The organism is Pseudomonas fluorescens (assembly GCF_902497785.1).
Lineage (GTDB): Bacteria > Pseudomonadota > Gammaproteobacteria > Pseudomonadales > Pseudomonadaceae > Aquipseudomonas > Aquipseudomonas fluorescens_BO.
Genome location: NZ_CABVHK010000055.1, coordinates 1 through 1,900 on the forward strand (window position 1 = coordinate 1; position 1,900 = coordinate 1,900).

Here is a 1,900-nt window from a genome sequence, read left to right on the forward strand (position 1 = left end):
GCTGCCGAGAGAAACGAGGCTGCGATCTTTCCGGGCTCAGTTGAATCCCAAGCGAAAGATCAAAAGATCGCAGCCTTCGGCAGCTCCTACGTTTGTTCGCGTCGTGCATCAAGCCCCGGAGCAGCAACCCATGATCGGTATCAGCTTCACGCAAAAAACCGTGGCGGCGCGCAAGCGTATCGCCCTGGTCGCTCACGACCACTGCAAAGTGTTCTTACTGGACTGGGCCGAGCGGCATAAAGACAAACTCGCGCACCATGAACTGGTCGCCACCGGCACCACGGGGTTGTTGTTGCAACAACGCCTCGACCTGCCGGTGGAAAGCATGATCAGCGGCCCGTTGGGTGGCGACCAGCAACTGGGTGCACGCATCGCCGAGCAACGGGTCGACATGCTGGTGTTCTTCTGGGACCCCTTCGAGCCGCAGCCCCACGACCCCGACATCAAGGCCTTGCTGCGGGTGGCCGCCGTCTGGAACATCCCGGTTGCCTGCAATGAATGCAGCGCCGACTACCTGCTCAGCAGCCCGCTGATGGAGCAGGCGCATTCGCAGCGCATTCCCGACTACGCGACCTATCTGCTGGGCCGAGCATAAACCTTCACAATTGAGCACTTGACCAGCCGCGCGGATGATAAGCATTATCATTCGCTCGAAATGGATCAGGTTCTCCCGTGAGTCAATCGCGCTTCAATCATGTCTTCATCGCCCAGCGGGTTTCGCTGCTGCGTACTTTGGAGCGGATGGTCAACAATCACAGCACCGCCGAAGACCTGTTGCAGGAAACCTACCTGCGCGTGACCCGTGCGCTCGGCGAACGGGCCATCGATCACCTCGAACCCTTCGTGTTCCAGACCGCCCGCAACCTGGCGCTGGACCATTTGCGTGCCCGACGCATCCAGTCGCGGACAATGCTCGACGACGTGCCGCAGCAGGTGGTGGAAAGTATCGCCGCCCCTGCCAGCAGTGCCGAGGACGCCGCCCATGCCGAACAATTGCTGGAGCGTTTGAACGTGAGCCTCAGTCAACTCAGTGCCCGCCAGCAACAGATTTTCATCCTCAGCCGTCTGCACGGGCACAGTTACCTGGAGATTTCCGGGCAACTTGGCGTGTCGTTAAGCACCGTGCAGAAGGAACTCAAGCTGATCATGGCGATTTGCATCGGTGTCGCCGAGCGATTGAACGGCGACTGAGCATGCAAGGCTTTGCTACCCTTGCCCACTTTCAGTGTTTGATTAAAAAACAGCCGTGCACAGACACTGCCGAGGAAACCCCGTGACGGACACCGACCGTTCCCCTGCGCCCTCCCCGGCGCGGAACTCCGCCAGCGCGATGGACCAGGCTTTGGACTGGTTGATCGTGATGGGCAGTGCGAGCGAGGAACAGGCTCGTCAGTTCCAGCAATGGCTGGACGCCGATCCTTCGCACGCCGAAGCCTTTGCCAGGGCCCAGGCGATCTGGGACGGCCCGCAAGTGGTGCAGTGCGCGCAAAAACTCGCCACCCGGCCCCCCAAAGTCAGCGTCCTGTCGCGCCTGCGCCCGCATTGGAAACCGCTGGCGACCGCCGCTGTGCTGATCCTCGGTCTGTTCAGTTTCAGCAACCTGCCAATGCGCCTGCAAGCCGATCACTTGACCGTGGTCGGGGAACGTCAACGCCTGCACCTGGCGGACGGTTCGCAGGTGTTGCTCAATACCGATTCGGCGTTTTCCAGCACCATCAACGGCCAACAGCGCGTTGCTCGTTTGTATCAGGGCGAAGCGTTTTTCGACGTGCCGGGCAATCGCGACCAGCCACTGGAAATCGACGCCGGACCGGTGCAAGCCAGCGTGCACGATACGGCGTTCGCGGTGCGCTATCTCGATGGCGTGGCGCAGATTCGCGTGCAGCGCGGCGATGTCGAC

3 protein-coding genes are annotated in these 1,900 nt (G+C 61.1%); all 3 read left to right on the forward strand.

Features of this window, described 5'->3' with window-relative positions; genetic code table 11:
• The first annotated feature begins 130 nt into the window (after positions 1 to 130).
• Positions 131 to 595, forward strand: coding sequence for a methylglyoxal synthase (locus F8N62_RS31295; protein WP_150709708.1), 465 nt, complete (start codon positions 131 to 133; stop codon positions 593 to 595).
• Between the two features lie 77 nt (positions 596 to 672).
• Positions 673 to 1,191 (forward strand): RNA polymerase sigma factor, encoded by a 519-nt coding sequence (locus F8N62_RS31300; protein ID WP_150709709.1) that lies wholly within the window; start codon positions 673 to 675, stop codon positions 1,189 to 1,191.
• Positions 1,192 to 1,273: 82 nt separating this feature from the next.
• Positions 1,274 to 1,900, forward strand: a 627-nt coding sequence (locus F8N62_RS31305; RefSeq protein ID WP_150714198.1) for a FecR family protein, incomplete at its 3' end; no start/stop codon positions are given.